Raw genomic sequence first — 16,937 nt, 5'->3', positions numbered from 1 at the left:
ACTATAGCACAGAAGGCCTTTCCATTCCGCAACAACGGCGCAGGTTATCGTTTCACCTTCCGCCAGAAAAAGAGGCGACCGCTCTGGTCTTCGTACAGCAGGTATCCCATCTCTTCCAGAGATGGCAGGCGCCTTTGCACCGTAGAACGGGCAACCCCCAGGCGCTGTGCCAGGGCAGCCGGCCTGATGCCGGGGTTTTCCTGAATGAGTGCGGCCATCCGTTCATATTCGGCCTGGTTTCGTTTTCGCCAAACAGGCATTTTGCCACCTCCAGCCAGGGTTTTGCTTCAGGATAGAGGTGGCATGTTGCAGGGTTTGCAACATCAGGGCTTTTTCTCCACTTTTACGGCCAAACGCTGCTCACAAACACTGGAATCGTTGTATTCTGCACCAACGACACGTTCTTTTGGAGAATTGATGCTCTCTGAGGGAATTATGCGCCTGCTCTCTCTTTACAAGGCAATGGCGCTGCGCATTAAACGCCAAACCCCACCCGAAGGTGGGGCATAGTGCAGAAACGCCGCCGCAGGAGGAAAATCCTGCCTCCCAGCGGTACCCATGCATAGGCACAGGAATGCGACCACCGTCACCCCCTCTGGCGGGCAGCCAGAAGATGGGCGCTGGGAACGACCTGTCGTCACAACGCAGGGGCATGACGTTGTTGGTCTGAGCGCAAACAACCATAAACAACACAGAAAGGGAACAAAAGTCGCTGCCCCCGCGATTTCCCTCTTTGTTGTTCCCAGGAATGCTGGTATTGTTTGACACGCTTGATAGCCCAGTCATGAAGGAGACGTTTTACGTCATTACGGGGCCCCTGAATTGTTCTTTTCCGCGTGCGGGGGCTATTGGCTTGGTCGGTTGAAATGAACTTTGCGAATCACGGAAACCACCCTTTCAATATCTGTGGAAGTCAATTGGGTCCCAGAGGGCAAACAAAGCCCATTCGCAAAGAGATTATCGGAGATTCCCCGACCAATGTATTCGCAGGCTTGATATACAGGTTGCAAGTGCATGGGTTTCCACACAGGGCGGGCTTCGATATTCTCGGCTTCTAACGCCAAACGGATGTCTTCGCGCGTCGCTCCGAATTCCTTCGGGTCGATGGTGATAACGGTCAACCAGCGGGTTGCACGCCCCCACGGGGCCTCGGGCATGAAATTCAGGCCAGGAATGTCTTCAAGGGCTTGCTTATAGGCAGTAAAAATTTCCCGTTTCTGTCGAACTCGCTCATCCAATACCCGCAGTTGCCCCCGTCCTATTGCAGCCAGGATGTTGCTCATACGGTAATTGTATCCAATTTCCTTGTGTTCATAATGGGGGGCGGGCTCTCGGGCCTGGGTTGCGAGTTTGCGTGCATGAGCAATGAATGCTGCATCGTCGGAAACCAACATGCCCCCGCCAGAAGTGGTAATAATTTTGTTCCCGTTGAAGGAGAAAATACCCGCCGCACCAAAAGTGCCTGGTGAATGCCCTTTGTAAGTCGCCCCCAATGCCTCTGCAGCGTCTTCCACCACAGGGATATGATAGCGTTGACAAATTTCCATGATCGCGTCCATATTGGCCGGTTGACCGTAAAGATGGACGACAATCACCGCTTTGGGTAATTTTCCTGCTCTGGCTTTGCGTTTGAGAGCGTCTTCCAACAGATCAGGGTCTATGTTCCAGGAAGTGCGCTCGCTATCGATGAAGACTGGCCGTGCCCCCTGGTACACGATGGGGTTGGCGCTGGCAGCGAAGGTCAGTGTAGAAACGAAGACTTCATCCCCCGGCCCTACGCCCAGGTGAATCAATGCCAGATGAATGGCTGCAGTGCCTGCGCTAAGAGCCAAAGCGTGTTTTGCCCCCACCTTCGCCGCGAATTCCTGTTCAAAGGCTTCTACCTGGGGGCCAAGCGGTGCAATCCAGCCGCTTTCGAAAGCCTCTTTGAGGAACTCCCATTCCAGCCCCGACATGTGAGGAGGGGAAAGGTACAGTCGAGGGTTTGCCATGGTTTATGTCTCCTCGCGCGCCGCGAAAGGCCGCGCCGGTATGCCAACCACCGTCGTTTCAGGGGGCACCTCGCGCACGACTACTCCTCCGGCCCCCACTACAGCCCAAGAGCCGATGCGTTGTTGTGGAATCACAGCCGCGCCCACACCAATCAAAGCACCTTCCCCTACACTGACTTCACCGGCTAAGTGCGCCCCAGGGGCAATGTGTGCAAAAGCACCGATGCGGTTGTGGTGATCGACAGTACATCCCGTGTTGAGGATAACCCCCTCGCCAATTATGCTGCCTGTATTGACGACCACCCCCGCCATCACCACCGTGCCTTCGCCCAGAGAAACACCGGGGGCGATCACGGCTTGTGGGTGCCGGGCCGTAAAAAAGCGGGCCCCTGCGGCGCGAAATGCTCGGTGTAAACGCGCCCGCGTAGCGTTGTGTCCAATGGCAACGATCAGCGCATCGTGCGCTATCTGCCGCCAGACAGCAAGGGGGCCTAAGATAGGTAACCCCATCAGCATTTGGCCTTGTAAAGCAGGGTCATCATCCAAAAAACCGACAATTTCAATCTCTGCGCCCGTGGTCTGCATTGCCATCAGGGCATCGGCGATGACCTGCGCGTGGCCGCCTGCTCCAATCAGAAGGATTCTTTCAGGTTTCACGGCGGCTGCTTCCTGTAAATTTAGGCATGGTTTTGCTGCCAGGGTGGGAAATCCCTTCCTGCATCAACACTTTCCAAAGCGTCAGGGCCAGAATTTTCATGTCCAGCCACAATGAGAGATGGTCCACGTACCAGACGTCCAGGGCAAAGCGCTCTTCCCATGTCAGCGCGTTGCGCCCGTGGATCTGTGCCCAGCCAGTCATTCCCGGTTTGACCTCGTGACGCCGGAACTGTTCGGGGGTGTACAGGGGCAGGTACTCCATAAGTAGTGGACGAGGCCCTACCAGGCTCATGTCTCCCTTGAGGACATTCCACAGTTCCGGCAGTTCGTCCAGGCTGGTGCTGCGCAGGAAGCGCCCCAGGCGGGTAAGACGCTGCTCGTCGGGCAGAAGGTTGCCCAGCGCATCGTGCGCGTCGGTCATGGTGCGGAACTTGTAAAGGATAAAAGGTTTGCCGTGCAAGCCAGGGCGGCGCTGGCGGAAGAGGATGGGTGTGCCCAACTTCCAACGGATGAGCAATGCAAGGACAAGCAACAATGGCGCCAGCACCAGCAAGGCTACCGAAGCCACGATGACATCCAGCAACCGTTTGAAAGTAGGGTTATAACGCGGTTTGGGCATATTGTAGCACCTGCTCCAGGCGTTCGGCCAGCCGGTCCAGGTTGTGCTCTTGCTCCACATAGGCGCGGCCACGCAGCCCCATAGCCCAGCGCTCCTCGGGAGACGTCTGTGCCAGTTGCTGGATAGCCCGGGCCAGTGCGTCGGGGTCGTCGGGAGGCACAACGATACCTGCCTGATCCTTCTTTACAGGATTATATTTACTGACATTTGAGATGATAATGGGCCGCGCCATTGCTAAATAGTCGAAAAGTTTGTTCATGCTGAACCCCCACTGATACAAGGAAGATTTTCTCACAATTAACAAAAAGGCACCTGCCTCCTGCAAATAATGATATATCTCCGCTTTAGACACCGGCGGCTCGAATTGTACATTGGTGAGCCGCCACGCTGCGGCCTGCGCCATCAGGCGCGCCTTTTCCGGGCCATCGCCCACAAAGCGAAACTGCACTCGCTCCCCCCAGCCCTGTTGCTGAAGTTGGCGGGCAGCCGCCAGAGCCACGTCCAGGCCATTGGCCAGACCATGGGCACCGGCGTACATCACTACGAAAGGCTCACCAGGTGGCGGGGGAACCGGATCAGGGATCAGAGAAAAGTCCACGCCATTGGGAATCCAGAACACCCCCTCTTGCCGCCCCACCTTTTGGGCGATATAGTCCGGGCCTCCCGGAAGCAGGGAGACGATGGCATGGGCGCGGCGATACAGCGTCCGCTCCAGGGCAGCCAGGAGCAAGATGAAGGGATGGTAGGGGGAAAAACCGCCCAAATCAATCAAAGTCTGCGGCCACAGGTCCCGCACTTCCAACACGAAAGGAACGCCCAGACGACGGGCCAGGCGGTAAGCCGCCCAGGCCCCAAAGAGATGGGGGGTGGAGCCAACGATGACGTCGGGGCGCGCCAGGCGGCGGGGCACGACGGTGCGCACCCGCCTGGCAAAGGCCAACATATTCGCCACCCGGCGCAAGGAATTGCCCTGGTAAGGGGGAGTACGTAGCCAAAGGAAAGGTACTTCATCCTGAATCTCCAGGCGAGCCTGCTCACCTGGAGCCAAATGGCTTTCCTGGCGCCGCATATAGTCCACGCTGGAGGCAATCAACGTGACATCGTGTCCGCGGCGGATCAACCCTCGGGCCAGAGAGTAATGCCGGGTGCCGCCGGAGCGTTGCGGCGGCAGGGCATAGTGATTGACCAGCCAGACCTTCATGGCCGGGCCCCCCACAAGGATTGCACGATCCTCTCGGCCGCGTGGCCATCGCCATACAGTGCCCCAGCCTGACCAGGGCGATCCAGGCGGGAAAGGATCCCCCGCCAGACCGCTTCCGCTGAAATGGGCGGAAGGAGTACGTTCCAGCCCGTCTCTACCAGCTCCACCCACTCCGTCTCGGCGCGCAAGGTCACGCAGGGCACCCGGTGGAAGTAAGCCTCCTTCTGCACACCACCCGAATCAGTGGCAATGAGCCGGGCGTGCTTTTCCAGCATCACCATGTCCAGATAGCCTACGGGGTCGATCAGGCGGATGTGCTGGATATTTCCCCACAGACTGTGGGCTTCCAGGGCTTTGCGGGTACGCGGGTGAAGAGGCAGCACCACCGGGATTTCCTGCGCCACCCGCTCCAGGGCTACGACAATGGCCCGCAGCCGTTCAGGGGCGTCGGTGTTTTCCGCCCGATGGACGGTAGCAAGGATGTACCCCCGCGGCGCAAACCCCAGGGCAGAGAGAATGCGCGAGCGCTGCTCCGCCTTAGTGGCATAGTACAGGGCGGCATCGTACATCACGTCCCCCACCATCGCGATACGCTTTGCAGGGATGCCTTCCCGCTGCAGGTTGGCCACCGCCGTTTGGGTCGGGGCAAAGAGCAGATCGGCAGCATGGTCGGTGAGCACCCGGTTGATCTCTTCGGGCATCTGGCGGTTGAAGGAGCGCAACCCGGCTTCCACATGCGCGATGGGAATGTGCAGTTTGACTGCAGCCAGCGCGCCCGCCAGGGTGCTATCGGTGTCACCGTACACCAGCACCCAATCGGGGCGCTCCTGAAGAAGCACCGCCTCGATCGCCTCTATCATCCGCCCGGTATTCTGGCCATGCGTTCCGCCGCCAATGCCCAGGTTATATTCCGGCTGAGGAATTTCCAGTTCTTCAAAGAAGACCTGGCTCATATTCTTATCATAGTGCTGCCCCGTATGGAGCAGGGCCTCCTGCACCTCGGGGCGTTGCTGCAAAGCCCGCGACACCACCGCGGCCTTGACGAATTGGGGGCGAGCGCCGACGACCGACACAATTTTCACGGCAAAAGCCTCTCATACAACTTCAAAAGTTTTTGGGCCTCAGCATCCCAATTGTACTCCTTCAGAACCCGTTCACGCCCCCGCTGGCCCATGGCCTCGGCCTCTTCAGGGTGGGCAAGTAGCCAGTCGATGGCCTGGGCGATGGCCGATGGGTCTAAAGGGTCAACGAACAACCCCGCGCCTTCACCCAGTTCGCGCCAGAGGGGGAAATCAGAAGCCACAAAGGGAATGCCCGCGGCCATGTACTCAAAGAGTTTGACAGGCCAGGCTTCCCGATACCTTGGAAGAGGATGGAGAAGCACCAATCCCACACGCGCCTTTCCCAATAAATCCCTCACCTGGGGGCGGCCCAACCACCCCAAGAAACGAGTGCGCTGCCACCCTGGAAAAGACGTCAAAGTGTCTTGCAAAGTTGCCGATTCAAAACGCCCCGCGAATACAAGTTGAGCAGGTGTCTTTGCCTGTGCTATAGCCTTGACCATTTCAATTGCACCGCGAACAGAAGCAATTCCACCCACGTAAACCACCCAGTGGGGGCGTTCAGGGTACGGAATCGCTTCCTCCTGATCGAAGGTTAATTCCTCTACACAGGGAAAATTGCGCACAATCACGGTTTTGGAAGGGGGAAAACGGCGAGCAATTCCCGGCGTGGCGGCAACCAAACCGTCGAAGCACCCGGCTGCCAGGCGTTCCAACAGCCCCATCCCCCAGGCGATGGGCTTGCGGAATGCAAAAGGTATCCACGGCTTGGAGAGAATCTGACGGGGGTAGTCTTCGTGGATATCGTACACTACCCGTGCAGATGTCAGGATCTTGAGTGCCAGTCCCAAGGGTATCAATTCGGGATCGTGGAAGTGATACACATCTGCCCTTTGCCCCAGCGCCAGGCGGAAGGCAGTCCAGGTGAGGCCGAAAATGCGGGTAACCCTGTTTTTCGGTTTAGGGAGAGCGACAACCTTTACACCATCTACAACCCCATTTTCTTTGTGCTGAGCAATTAGCGCTACGTCATAGCCTGCTGCGACCAAAGTCCGCGCCTCTTTGTGGAAGATGCGGGTGTCGAAAGGAGGATGGACGGTGGTTAAAACGCACACCTTAGGCGCCATTCAACACCTCTTCATAAACTTTGATTGTCTTTTCAGCATTTTTCTCCCAAGTGTAGTTTTCCAGAACAAGTTTGCGGGCTCGTTTGCCCATGGCTCGTGCTTCCTCTGGGTGACTAAAGAGAAAATCTATGGCTTTAACGAGGGCGTTTACATCGCGCGGTTTCACAAGGAGCCCCGTTTCACCATGTCTCACGATACCATCAACCCCTTGTCCTTTGACCGCCACAATAGGTTTTCCGTGCGCCATTGCTTCAATGTAAACCAATCCAAAAGTTTCCTGCCAACTGGGCAAGGTAAAAACGTCAGCACGAGCCATATATTCCATCGCTCTTTCGTGCGGTACCCACCCTATGAAGTCGACATACTGGGTTAGATTTAAATCTCGTGTCATTTCTTCTAATTTCACACGTTCTCCCCCATCTCCCACAATTACATACTGCAAATTATCATATTTTTGCACTAAATAAGGCAAGGCTCTAAGAACTAAATCGATACCCTTTGTGGGAAGCAATCGAGACACACTTAACAATACTCGCTTATCTTGATACTTTGTCAAAGGAAAAGAAGACGGCGCATCCACAATATCCTCTAGATAGATTCCATAAGGCACATCTGTAGGCTTAAAACCAAAAAGAGCGACAAAGTCTTGAGTAAGACGGGGGCTTGGGGAAATAACGGCCGCGGCGGATTTGAACACTGTATGCAACATGCTGGCGCAGCCTGTGCCCCGTTGTAATGTAATATCCGTGTCGGTGGCTTGGTAGGTGACGACAAAAGGGATTCCAAACAGCTCACTCAGTAACATCGCGGCAAAGCCATCGGGTAAAGCCATGTGGGCATGTATCAAGTCAAAAGAGAACGCCTCCCTTATCTTTTTCGCAACGGACAAAATACTAAAGTACATAAAGCGAGCCGATATCGTAAAAAACCACGCTTTAGGAAAAGCCAAATAGCGGGGATAGTATACTTCTATTCCCTCAATTACATCATACCTTGGGACCCTAGAATAAGCCTCCCACTTCTGAGAAAAGCGATTTACAGGGAAAGGAGACCACGGGACAGGCGCTATGACTTTGGAGAACCACCCAAATTCTTGCAAAGTTTTGACTTGATGATGCATTGTAATACCCAGCATTGGATCGTATGGTTTCGGGTATAGATGCGTGATATGAAGCACTCTCTTCATCTCAATCCCCTTTGTGGAGACAGATTTTGCGAATAAGCCAAACCTAAGAACACGATAAAGACCGCCATCAACTGAAAAGAGTGATACACGGAGGCCAAGACCATATACACCCCGTAACCGATAAATGTACCCTGCAAGGCTGTTGTATAAGCCATAATTTCAAACTGGGGATTTCTCGCACGGATGCGTGAAAGGCCAAAGAATAGGCTCAAGAATAAGGTTAGAAAAACGGATAGGCCGACAACGCCATACCTTCTTAGCAAAAGCAACCATTCGTTATCTACGATTGTGCCCATGTTGGCCTTGCCAGGGCCCCAGCCAAAGACAGGCGATGTTTGCCATATGCCAACATTATTGCGCCAGTTAACAAGTCTCGCTTGCCAGCTTGTTGCTCCGGAAATATTAGAAAGTTGGGCATAGCGAGCCAGACTTCTCTGGGGCAAAACATAAACAGTTATTCCCCCTGCAATAACCCCAAAAAGCAAAAGCAACATCCATCTTCTAAATTTCCATTTCAAACACACGCCTCGCTGTTTCGTAAATATCCCCAAAATAATACCCGTGCTTACGAGGGCTGAGACCAAAGACGTTCTGGACAAAGTTAGCACAAGAGCCACCCAAGAGATTATCAGACTTGCCCAACTTAATCGCCTGAATTTTTTATCTCTGAAAAACAGTACGCCGGCCAATGCCAGAGAAACGGACAAAACCATAAGCGCACCGAATTCGTTGGGGTTGGGTGTAGTCCCTGTAATCCGTCTATGAACCAACAATCCTCGCATCTGGGTAGGGGCATAGTAGGGAGAAACAACCTCATTGATCCCGGCAAAGTTAAAATACTGCAGAAATCCCACAAAAGCAGAAACCATAAAAAGAATCAATGACAACCGATAATATCGCCGGAAAGTCTTCAGACCCACTCGTTGACTGGCAACAAAAGCAAAAAGCAGAAAGTACAAGAAAACCTTAACCACTTCCCACCAATCGCGCGCGATGACAGGTTCCCCCTTGAACATTCCAGCATACGCCATAGACAACACTATAGAAACACCAAACAGCCCAAACCACTTATAGGCAGGTTGGGCACGAAGCCAAAGGTGCCCGGTTCTTATGAAGTTAATGAAGAGCAAAGACCAGGTGAGCAAAATGAGAACAAACTCTGGGCGAACATCAGGAATGCTTCCGGGAAGGCGAATGTATGGAAAAAGCACAGAGAGCACAAGAAGCACTGGCGTTACGTTCCTTTTACACTTTGGCAAAGCCATAACGATTTGATGCCGCTTTTCCCCTCCCAACGTGCGCAGGGTCATTCTCTCTCCCTCCTCTTTTCCACCAACATCCGCACTTCTCTGATTTCAGCCTCTATGCGTTCCTCCCAGCTCCAGAAGTGTTCCTCAGCAAATTTGCGGGCATTACCACCTAAACGCTCCCTGAGGCCCCTATCGGAAAGTAAGTTTTTAATGATAGTAGGGAGGTTGGGGATGTCTTCATATTCCAACAAGATTCCATTCACGCCATTCGTTATGAATTGCCCCGTATCACCATTATTGAGTGTTATGATGCTCTTGCCTGCCATCATGGCCTCAAGCAAAGGATTGCCTACATTCGACCAATCATAAAAAGAAAGGAAGACGTCTGCAGCCGCAAGGTATAAAGGGACATCTTTATGAGGGACAGCCCCTTCAAAGCGCACATTATCACTCACCCCCAATTCTTCTGCCAATTTCTCAAGGCGCTCGCGCTCATTACCATCACCTACAATCAATAAAAGTACGTCTGGAAATTCTTTCAGAACTTCCGGGAGAGCCTGAATGCTACGGTCAACCCGCTTGATGCTCACAAGTCGGCTAATTACCAGAAGTACATTTTTAGCATTGATATTCAACTTTTTTTTGGCATCACTATAACCAAGCATTTCCTCAAAAAGTGACCAATCCACTCCATTCATCCAAAAACGGATTTTTCTAGCATCTACATTCATTTGTGATAACAATTGATCACCCTGCGAACCATCGTTGGTCATTATCACGATATCAGAAAATCTTGATGTCTTAAAGGCCAAGACGTGTTCCCATGCCCTAATCCTCCAAAAGGGTTTTCCCTTCCATAACAACTGCACAATGCTCCCCTGAAACCGCGCAACCATAGGCGTGCTCCACAACTTCGACAAAACCTTCGCCACCGGAGTCCCATAAATTTCATATCCGTATACCACATCAAATTTCACAGTTCTATGCAGTTTTATTGCTTTCAAGAAAGCCACAACTTGAAAGTATAGCCACCATACGGCCCTGGTAAAAAATCCTACCTTTCTGATCTTCATTAGCCGTTTCAACCAGGGGGCATCAAATCGAATCACTTGAATATTAAGATGGTGGGCTTCATTATCACCATTAGCGCGGTTTCCAGTAATGAAATACACCTCCCATCCACGCTGGGCATAGCCTGTCAATGCCTTATATAAAGCAGGCCCCCCTTTGCCTTTTCCCAAGGACCAGAAATCAAGAGCGGAGATAAATAAAATGGAACGCTTTCCGCTATTGCTTTTCGTGCTTTTGTTTTTTCTCATTGGTCCATTCATGACCTTATCCCAATTTTGCCCCAACCCCATCGAAAGAGCGCCTTTCCCATCTTGAGATACAGTGCCCAATCGCCCCGCTGGGGCAAAACAACTTTCCACCAGGGGTTGCCCGAAAGACGAGAGTAGAAGTAAAGAACTAACACAAAAGAAATATTGTAAGAGATTGTAGAGGCCCATGCTGCGCCCAGAATTCCATAGCGAGGAAGCCAAAGCAGGTTCAAAATGATATTAGAGGCAACCACAACTGCTCCACTATAGGTATTTAAAATTGGGCGGCCACGTCCCGCGATATCATTAGCTAAGACCCGACTGACGCTAAGCGCTGTAATTCCAACCAACAAGGCGCGCAACACACCTACAGCGGGCAAAAAGGGCTTAGAGTAGAGGAAAAGAATAAGCCAACGGCTCAAAAAAAAGAGCACCAACGATCCAATTATCGTAACCCAAAGGACAGTACGAGCTACCAATGGCGTGAAATGCTTGCGGCGTTCTTCCTTTTGCTCGCTTGCTACCCGTGGGAAAAGCACTGTGCCGGCCGATTGAGAAACCATCCAAACTTTCTCTGCCAATCCTACCCCTACAGCATATAATCCTACAGCAGATGGCCCCAAAAAACCGTTAACAAGAAACATATCTGCACGATAGTTAAGAAAACTAAGAACATTGGAGACATGTGCTTGGATACCGTAAGTCAGTGCCCTTTTCAGGTAAACAGTATTGATCCCTAGTTTAATTCCACCAGCCACCTTCTTCGCAACGTAAAGCAGAAAGATATCCACAATTGTCCAAGTTACTATATTCGCAAGGATTGCTCCACTCACTTTGCCTTTTAGCCCCAACAGGGAGATCACCAAAGAAGCAAGGAACACAACAGACCGAATAATTTGCACATAATTGAATGCTTTAATGTGCTGAGCACCCAGTAAAATGTATCTGGTAGAAGCGAAAAGCAAATTTAGAGGGACGAGAGATAATGCCAGCAAAAGGTATTTTAAGGGTACGCCTGAAAAAAGAGGGTCTTGGAAAACTAAAGCAATAACTATCCCCACACCAATTCCAATCCCACTAATAAGAATGCTCAACAATACATTCGTCCCCAATATCTCTTGGCGGGAGAACTCATTGCTGGCGACGTAGTAAACTGTTGCCGAGCCAATGCCTAAATTTCCAAAAGTTACAATGAGAGATGGTAAAAGTATCGCCAACCCATAAATTCCCCGTCCTTCCGGCCCCAGTACTCTGGCCAAAATAACAGAGGAAAATACCCCTAAAGACAAGTTAATTACCTGCGAAATGGAGGTAATTCCCACTCCTGTTGAGAATTTATTCATAGTGGCTCTTAATCGTACTTTTTGAAGTATCCTTTGAATGCGCTACTGTTACTCTTATTGAGTGCCAGGGCTCAACAAATTCTGAAATCTACGCAGAATATTCGCCGTTAAATTCTCCGGACGCATATGCTGCAACATATACGCTCGTCCCTTTTCGTTCAAGGTTAGCAAATTTCTCCGGTGTAATGTGTACAGACTATCAATGTGGGCACGCAATGACACATAATCCTTAGCGAGAAAAGCCCCAGGAAATGGGTAAGTCCAAATAGCGTATCTCCCCAGCGATAATCCTTCCTGAATAGTTCCTCCGTAGCCATCATGTGTTGTCATCCGAACCACGACACTACACTCCGCAAAAATATTGGCTGTATCATGAAGCCACCCTAAAAAGTGTATATTTGGAGGGGGAGAAGAGACAAAACGCCCTCGTGCTCCAATAACGAGAATGTCAAGGGTCGGAAAATCTTCGGCTAAACGTAGAATATGTTCCCATCCGTAAAATGCTGCCCGGCGCTCAGGAATATAAGTCAATATCTTAAATTGGCGAGGTAAAGGAGGGGGCTCTTGGGAGAGAAAATAGCCTACCGTTTTTAAAGGCAAAGGGACAAACTGAGCATTAATGCCTATTTGTTTAAGCTCGTCGGCAAGCCAAGGCGCTCCTGCCCAGTGGACTATTTTTGATTGTACTTGTAAATGTTCAGAATGTTTACTAAAGTAATCCTGCGCCACTAACACATCTGTACCAACCCAATGCAAGACCACAGGGGTATTAAACAGATTTGCCAATTTGAAGACCCTACCAGGGCCAATAGAGCCACCAATTTGATACCAGAGATTAACTTTCGGCAAATATTTAGCTAAAGTAGACAATTTGCGAAAACGAGACATCTCTTGAGCCAGCTCAGGAGCAAATATTCGCCCTTGATATATTCTTGAAAAAGATTCAATAAAATGTTGAACAAAATACTCTATTCCTGTGATCAAAAGGGGTTTGGGTTCACCACTTCTAGAGAGTAATTCCATGGTAGTTACCCCATAAGCACAAGTAATTATGCCTATTACTTCCACTAAAGAGCAATGACATTTTAGCTTGACAATTGGGATAGACAATCCCCAACTTGCTCCCTAATATAAGCAAGAGCAGAACATTGTTTAAATGCTGGAAAGATCGGCAACGCCACCACCTCCTCAGCCGCGGCCTCAGCCTGTGGCAGCGAGCCTTCAGGCCAGGCGTAAACGGGCAAGCGATGCACTGGCACCGGATAGTACACCATGGTGCCAATGCCGGCTTCGGCCAGGCGAGCCCGCAGAGCATCCCTGCGGCCGTGCTTCACCCGCACCGTGTACTGATGGTACACATGGTGGGCGTATTCTGCTTCCACGGGAAGCATCAAACCCTCCACACCGGCCAGGGCTTCGTGATAACGCGCCGCCACGGCCCGCCGCCGCGCATTCCACTCGTCAATGTGGCGCAATTTGACGCGCAACAGGGCTGCCTGCAGGGCATCCAGCCGCGAATTATAGCCCAACATCTCGTTGTGGTATTTCTTGCGCGCGCCATGCGCCCGCAGCGCCCGCGCCATTTCAGCCACTTCGGGGTTGTTGGTGGCAATCAGCCCGCCATCGCCAAAACCGCCCAGGTTTTTTGTGGGGAAGAACGAGAAAGCGCCTGCATCGCCCAATGAGCCGAGTTTGCGGCCCTTGTATTCACCGCCAAAAGCCTGGGCCACATCTTCCACCACTTTCAGGCTGTGCGCACGGGCAAGTTCCAGAATCGGCCCCATATTGGCCGCGTGCCCGTAAAGATGCACCGGCAGGATGGCCTTCGTGCGCGGGGTGATGGCCTGAGGAATTAATGCCGGGTCAATGTTATAGGTTCGAGGTTCAATATCCACAAACACCGGCTTGGCCCCCACCATGCTGATGGCTTCCGCGGTGGCGAAAAAGGTGAAGGGCGTGGTGATAACCTCATCCCCCGGGCCAATACCCAACGCCCGCAAGGCAATCACCAAAGCATCGGTGCCCGAATTGACGCCCACGGCATAGCGCACGCCAAGGTACCCGGCCACTTCCTCTTCAAAAGCCTCCACCTCTGGCCCCAGGATGAAACGCCCGGAGCGCAGTACCCTATCGATGGCCTCGTGCAATTCCCCCCACAGTGCTTCGACTTCGGGGCGGGGGTCGTAAATGGGAATGCGGATGTTCTCGCTCATTTTTCTCCCCCCGGGGAAGAGATTGGCTCGATGTGCTCGGCATCGATCTGCCGGTAACGGCGACCGCATTTCGGGCAGACCGTTTCCTTTTCCTCATCAAAATGCAATACGGCCCCGCAGCGGCACGCCCAGCCGATGCGGCGGGCGGGCACCCCGGCCATCAGGGCATAGGGAGGCACGTTTTTGGTCACCACCGCGCCAGCAGCGATGAAGCACCACTCGCCCAACGTCACGCCAGTGACAATGGTCGCGTTGGCCCCAATGGTCGCCCCGCGCTTGACCAGGGTACGCTGATATTGCCCGTGAACCGGGAACGGCGAGCGGGGGTTGCGCACGTTGGTAAACACCGCGCTGGGGCCCAGGAAGGCGTCGTCTTCCACTTCCACGCCTTCGTAAACTGAGACGTTGTTTTGAATTTTGACGCCATTGCCAATATGCACGTTTTTCCCGATGAAAACGTTTTGCCCTAATACGCAGTTTTGGCCAATTTGCGCGCCGGGCATCACATGACAAAAATGCCAGATTTTGGTGCCCTTACCAATACGGGCGCCTTCGTCCACATACGACGATTCATGCACAAAGTAATCGGTCATGTTACGCCTCTGCCAACAGCGGGTGCCGCACTTCGGCTTTGGGCAGTGTGAGGGGCATTTCCCGAATTTGATGTACCAGCCAGATAGCCTGTGCGACGTCGTCGATGCCAAAGCCCTGACCTGCCAGCACGCGCTCGTAAACCCTGGTGTGCAGGTCGGTGAAGCCACCTGAAAACTCCACCGGCTCGCCATCCACCGTAATCGTGCGATAGGCGCGTTGCCCCTGCGCCAGCCGCTCCCGGGGCACGTCGTCCAAAGCAATGGAAAGCAGCCAGCGCACCCGCGCCCGCTCCAGGGTCAGGAAGCCAGCCACCCGCTGCCGCGAACGGGCATGGACTTCCAGGTGTTCTACTTTCCCAAACAGCCATCCCAACAGGTCGAAGAAGTGCACCCCGATATTGGCTGCCAAACCACCGCTCTGTTCGGAGCGTGTTTTCCAGGTATTGTGATACCAGCGTCCGCGGCCGGTGATATAAGTCAGCACCACATCTTTGGTGCCGCCTTCTCGTAGCAGTTGCTCCCGCAGGGTTAGCAGCACCGGATGCACCCGCAGTTGCAAAATTGTCCATACGCGGCGGCCGCTACGGGCCTCGGCTTCTCGCAGACGCTCCAGCCGTTGATAATCGGTCACCAAAGGTTTTTCACAAATGGCGTCGGCGCCCTGGCGAAACGCCATCCGAATGTGCGGCTCGTGCAGGTAATTGGGCGTACAAATAGAAAGGTAATCGACGCCCTCGTTTGCATCACGCAGGTCTTCCAGATATTGCTCGAAAATCTCCGGCTGGGTAAAAAATTCTGCCTCTGGGAAATAAGCATCCAGCACACCTACCGCTTCAGCAATATCCAGCGCGGCCACCAGGCGATTGCCGGTTTCTTTGATGGCTTTGAGGTGGCGGGGAGCCACATAACCCGCCGCACCGGTGAGGCCAAAACGTTTCATAACAGCACCACCTTGTCACTTTCGAGGCCGTGAGTGGCATTACGGGTATCCAGCACCCGGCGAGCGTGTTTGACCACGAAGGCGTAATCCACCGTTTGGTGCGCAGTGGTGATGATAACCAGATCCATGGCTTCCAGCAGGGCGGCGTTCAGCGGTTCGCTGTACAAGTTCAGCCCTGCCTGTTGCGCGTCTGGAATGTAAGGGTCGTGGTAATGCACTTCCACCCCATCGGCCTGCAGCAGATGGGCGACTTCCAGGGCAGGGGATTCTCGCCAGTCGCTGATGTCGTTCTTATACGCCAACCCCAACAGCAACACCTTAGACTGGGAAGGCGCTTTGCCCATTTGGTTCAGCAACCGATATGCCTTTTCACGCACGAATTCCGGCATCTTGCGGTTGATTTCCCCGGCCAGGGTGATGAAGTGGGTGAAAAAGTTGTATTCGCGCGCCTTCCATTCCAGATAATGCGGGTCGAGGGGAATGCAATGCCCGCCTACGCCGGGGCCCGGGTAAAAGGGCATGATGCCGAAAGGCTTGGTGAAGGCCGCGTCCAACACTTCCCACACGTCCAGCCCCATGCGGTCGCACAACAGGGCCATTTCGTTGACCAGCGCGATGTTGACTGCCCGAAAGGTGTTCTCGAACACCTTGACCAATTCGGCGGCCTTGGCTGAGGAAACCGGCACCACTTTTTCGATGATTTGCCCGTAAAAGGCCTGTGCGACCTCTAAGGAACGCGGCCCCACGCCGCCTACCACCTTGGTGGTGTTCTTGGTCTTCCAGCGCTTGTTGCCAGGATCGACCCGCTCGGGCGAGTGGGCGAGGAAGAAGTCTTCTTCCGCCTTCAGACCGCTTTTTTCCAGAATGGGCTTCATCACCTCTTCAGTGGTGCCGGGGTAGGTGGTCGATTCCAGGCTGATCAGTTGCCCCGGCCGGATGTGCGCGCTCAGCGCCTCGGTGACACCCACGATGTATTGCAAATCGGGCGTCAGATGACGGGTAAGCGGCGTGGGCACAGCGATGACGACCACATCTAGGTCTTCCACGCCGTCGAAACTCACCTGGGCGCGCAACTGCCCGGCCTGCACCGCGGCTTGCAAGTCTTCTTCCCGGATGTCGTCGATGTAGTTTTCCCCCCGGTTGACCATGGCTACCCGCGCTGGGTTGCGCTCGATACCGGTCACCTGAAAGCCCGCTTGCGCGGCTTCCAGTGCAAAAGGCAAGCCAACGTATCCCAACCCAACCACACCAACGCGCGCCGAACGTGCCTGGATGCGCTCGAGTAAGGGTTGCTGATTCTCTGAACATCCTTTCTTAGCCGCCATATGCTTCTCCGTGAATTGTCAGAATAATGCAACCATCCCGTCTTTCTCAAAATTATGATCCCCTTACCCAATCTCAGCACCGTTGCACAGAGAAGGTTCAGCACCAAACGAT

At 53.2% G+C, this 16,937-nt stretch carries 16 protein-coding genes; all 16 read right to left on the bottom strand.

Going from position 1 to position 16,937, the window contains the following annotated elements:
- Nucleotides 1-44 precede the first annotated feature (44 nt).
- Entirely contained in the window at nt 45-260 is a 216-nt protein-coding gene (locus tag ENJ54_08705) for a winged helix-turn-helix domain-containing protein (GenBank protein ID HFC09911.1), read from the bottom strand.
- Nucleotides 261-845: 585 nt separating this feature from the next.
- Nucleotides 846-1,991, bottom strand: coding sequence for an aminotransferase class I/II-fold pyridoxal phosphate-dependent enzyme (locus ENJ54_08700; protein HFC09910.1), 1,146 nt, complete (start codon nt 1,989-1,991; stop codon nt 846-848).
- Between the two features lie 3 nt (nt 1,992-1,994).
- Entirely contained in the window at nt 1,995-2,648 is a 654-nt protein-coding gene (locus tag ENJ54_08695) for an acetyltransferase (GenBank protein HFC09909.1), read from the bottom strand.
- Nucleotides 2,638-3,267, bottom strand: coding sequence for a sugar transferase (locus ENJ54_08690; GenBank protein ID HFC09908.1), 630 nt, complete (start codon nt 3,265-3,267; stop codon nt 2,638-2,640). The genes ENJ54_08695 and ENJ54_08690 overlap by 11 nt, the downstream gene beginning before the upstream one ends.
- On the bottom strand, nt 3,248-4,468 hold the full coding sequence (locus tag ENJ54_08685) for a glycosyltransferase WbuB (GenBank protein HFC09907.1): 1,221 nt from the start codon (nt 4,466-4,468) through the stop codon (nt 3,248-3,250). The genes ENJ54_08690 and ENJ54_08685 overlap by 20 nt, the downstream gene beginning before the upstream one ends.
- Nucleotides 4,465-5,541 (bottom strand): UDP-N-acetylglucosamine 2-epimerase (non-hydrolyzing), encoded by a 1,077-nt coding sequence (locus ENJ54_08680; protein HFC09906.1) that lies wholly within the window; start codon nt 5,539-5,541, stop codon nt 4,465-4,467. Before ENJ54_08680 ends, ENJ54_08685 begins: the two co-directional genes overlap by 4 nt.
- A 5-nt stretch (nt 5,542-5,546) precedes the next feature.
- Complete coding sequence (locus ENJ54_08675) at nt 5,547-6,656, bottom strand: glycosyltransferase (protein ID HFC09905.1); 1,110 nt, start codon at nt 6,654-6,656, stop codon at nt 5,547-5,549.
- Nucleotides 6,646-7,842, bottom strand: a complete 1,197-nt coding sequence (locus ENJ54_08670) for a glycosyltransferase family 4 protein (protein HFC09904.1) — start codon at nt 7,840-7,842, stop codon at nt 6,646-6,648. The genes ENJ54_08675 and ENJ54_08670 overlap by 11 nt, the downstream gene beginning before the upstream one ends.
- On the bottom strand, nt 7,839-9,152 hold the full coding sequence (locus ENJ54_08665; protein ID HFC09903.1) for a hypothetical protein: 1,314 nt from the start codon (nt 9,150-9,152) through the stop codon (nt 7,839-7,841). Before ENJ54_08665 ends, ENJ54_08670 begins: the two co-directional genes overlap by 4 nt.
- Entirely contained in the window at nt 9,149-10,600 is a 1,452-nt protein-coding gene (locus ENJ54_08660; GenBank protein HFC09902.1) for a glycosyltransferase family 1 protein, read from the bottom strand. Before ENJ54_08660 ends, ENJ54_08665 begins: the two co-directional genes overlap by 4 nt.
- Nucleotides 10,420-11,754, bottom strand: coding sequence for a flippase (locus ENJ54_08655; protein HFC09901.1), 1,335 nt, complete (start codon nt 11,752-11,754; stop codon nt 10,420-10,422). Before ENJ54_08655 ends, ENJ54_08660 begins: the two co-directional genes overlap by 181 nt.
- 54 nt (nt 11,755-11,808) lie before the next feature.
- The gene (locus ENJ54_08650) at nt 11,809-12,777 is read right to left on the bottom strand and encodes a hypothetical protein (protein HFC09900.1); all 969 of its coding nucleotides are present in this window, start codon (nt 12,775-12,777) and stop codon (nt 11,809-11,811) included.
- A 62-nt stretch (nt 12,778-12,839) separates the two neighbouring features.
- A complete protein-coding gene (locus ENJ54_08645) occupies nt 12,840-13,967 on the bottom strand; it encodes a DegT/DnrJ/EryC1/StrS family aminotransferase (GenBank protein HFC09899.1) in 1,128 nt (375 codons plus the stop codon).
- Nucleotides 13,964-14,560 carry an N-acetyltransferase gene (locus ENJ54_08640; protein ID HFC09898.1) on the bottom strand — a complete coding sequence of 199 codons (597 nt, stop codon included), beginning with the start codon at nt 14,558-14,560 and terminating at the stop codon, nt 13,964-13,966. The genes ENJ54_08645 and ENJ54_08640 overlap by 4 nt, the downstream gene beginning before the upstream one ends.
- A gap of 1 nt (nt 14,561) precedes the next feature.
- On the bottom strand, nt 14,562-15,500 hold the full coding sequence (locus tag ENJ54_08635; protein ID HFC09897.1) for a Gfo/Idh/MocA family oxidoreductase: 939 nt from the start codon (nt 15,498-15,500) through the stop codon (nt 14,562-14,564).
- A complete protein-coding gene (locus ENJ54_08630) occupies nt 15,497-16,825 on the bottom strand; it encodes a nucleotide sugar dehydrogenase (GenBank protein HFC09896.1) in 1,329 nt (442 codons plus the stop codon). The genes ENJ54_08635 and ENJ54_08630 overlap by 4 nt, the downstream gene beginning before the upstream one ends.
- Nucleotides 16,826-16,937 lie beyond the last annotated feature (112 nt).

The sequence above is a fragment of the Chloroflexota bacterium genome (assembly GCA_011322445.1).
In the GTDB taxonomy this organism is placed as follows: Bacteria; Chloroflexota; Anaerolineae; order Anaerolineales; family DRMV01; genus DRMV01.
The sequence above is the reverse complement of the archived record's forward strand: the minus strand, read 5'-3'. Positions and strand labels throughout refer to the sequence as shown.

Coding starts and splice junctions, on each gene's coding strand:
- ENJ54_08690 (HFC09908.1), bottom strand. CDS start 3,267: ATGCCCAAACCGCGTTATAACCCTACTTTCAAACGGTTGCTGGATGTC.
- ENJ54_08635 (HFC09897.1), bottom strand. CDS start 15,500: ATGAAACGTTTTGGCCTCACCGGTGCGGCGGGTTATGTGGCTCCCCGC.
- ENJ54_08675 (HFC09905.1), bottom strand. CDS start 6,656: ATGGCGCCTAAGGTGTGCGTTTTAACCACCGTCCATCCTCCTTTCGAC.
- ENJ54_08705 (HFC09911.1), bottom strand. CDS start 260: ATGCCTGTTTGGCGAAAACGAAACCAGGCCGAATATGAACGGATGGCC.
- ENJ54_08650 (HFC09900.1), bottom strand. CDS start 12,777: ATGGAATTACTCTCTAGAAGTGGTGAACCCAAACCCCTTTTGATCACA.
- ENJ54_08660 (HFC09902.1), bottom strand. CDS start 10,600: ATGGGCCTCTACAATCTCTTACAATATTTCTTTTGTGTTAGTTCTTTA.
- ENJ54_08700 (HFC09910.1), bottom strand. CDS start 1,991: ATGGCAAACCCTCGACTGTACCTTTCCCCTCCTCACATGTCGGGGCTG.
- ENJ54_08645 (HFC09899.1), bottom strand. CDS start 13,967: ATGAGCGAGAACATCCGCATTCCCATTTACGACCCCCGCCCCGAAGTC.
- ENJ54_08640 (HFC09898.1), bottom strand. CDS start 14,560: ATGACCGATTACTTTGTGCATGAATCGTCGTATGTGGACGAAGGCGCC.
- ENJ54_08685 (HFC09907.1), bottom strand. CDS start 4,468: ATGAAGGTCTGGCTGGTCAATCACTATGCCCTGCCGCCGCAACGCTCC.
- ENJ54_08630 (HFC09896.1), bottom strand. CDS start 16,825: ATGGCGGCTAAGAAAGGATGTTCAGAGAATCAGCAACCCTTACTCGAG.
- ENJ54_08665 (HFC09903.1), bottom strand. CDS start 9,152: ATGACCCTGCGCACGTTGGGAGGGGAAAAGCGGCATCAAATCGTTATG.
- ENJ54_08670 (HFC09904.1), bottom strand. CDS start 7,842: ATGAAGAGAGTGCTTCATATCACGCATCTATACCCGAAACCATACGAT.
- ENJ54_08655 (HFC09901.1), bottom strand. CDS start 11,754: ATGAATAAATTCTCAACAGGAGTGGGAATTACCTCCATTTCGCAGGTA.